The sequence below is a fragment of the Microvirga sp. P4_G7 genome (assembly GCF_056401005.1).
The window spans coordinates 1-703 of sequence record NZ_JBFUKD010001101.1; the positions used below are offsets into that span (position 1 = coordinate 1).

General features: G+C 59.0%; 2 protein-coding genes. Both read right to left on the minus strand.

Translation table 11 applies throughout. From position 1 onward, the window contains the following. Positions 1 to 39 precede the first annotated feature (39 nt). Entirely contained in the window at positions 40 to 399 is a 360-nt protein-coding gene (locus tag AC1DT3_RS23270) for a VanZ family protein (RefSeq protein WP_477467520.1), read from the minus strand. 103 nt (positions 400 to 502) lie between these two features. Further along, a partial coding sequence (locus tag AC1DT3_RS23275; RefSeq protein ID WP_477467521.1) for a hypothetical protein occupies positions 503 to 703 on the minus strand: 201 nt, incomplete at its 5' end.

A 703-nucleotide genomic window follows, 5' to 3' on the forward strand; every position in this document is an offset into this window, starting at 1 on the left:
AGATTCGACGGTCCCGGCGTCGCCGGGACCGTTCGCTTTCTATAAGAACCGCTGCTGCCGAGATCTCAGCTTTCGCTCCACGGATCGCGCAAGAACGGCGCCAAGAAAAACACCTCCGGCCTTTATCGCGTAGTCATGAAATTGCCCATGGCGGCCAGGCACGACGTTCTGCAGCGCTTCGAGCAGACYGGCCAGTCCCAACGCGAGTAGAACGAAGCCCACATGATGGTTCGGGTAGCCCAGATAAAAGGCGCCTCCGATGATCGCGAACGCGACGAACCGCTCCAGATCCGCCGGCGCCGACGTTACCGGACGAAGGCCGACCGGCAGGAGCGTGAACGCGGCGATCGCAAGTACGAGCAACCAGGCAATCCAGCGGAAGACGGCCCGGACCGGCACTTTTGAAAGATCGCTTATCGCAGCCCCCCCTCTTTACATTCGTCGTTCACAACGGGTTCGTTTTGCAATGCCTGGTGCAAGAGACGCATCATGCCGTGACGGCTCATTTTTTCATTGAGAGAGCCGCAAGGTCCGGCATCGGGCCTTCCCCGCATGTCGCCGTAGCGACGACTGCGAGAACCGGCCGATTAGCCGCGTCCGAACCGAAATACCTCTTCAGCTTACTCCAGTAATATGACGTTCGCGTTTTCCAGAGCGGTTGATCGGGAAATGCACTTCCCTCGAAGAGATAGGTCAGGTGCTG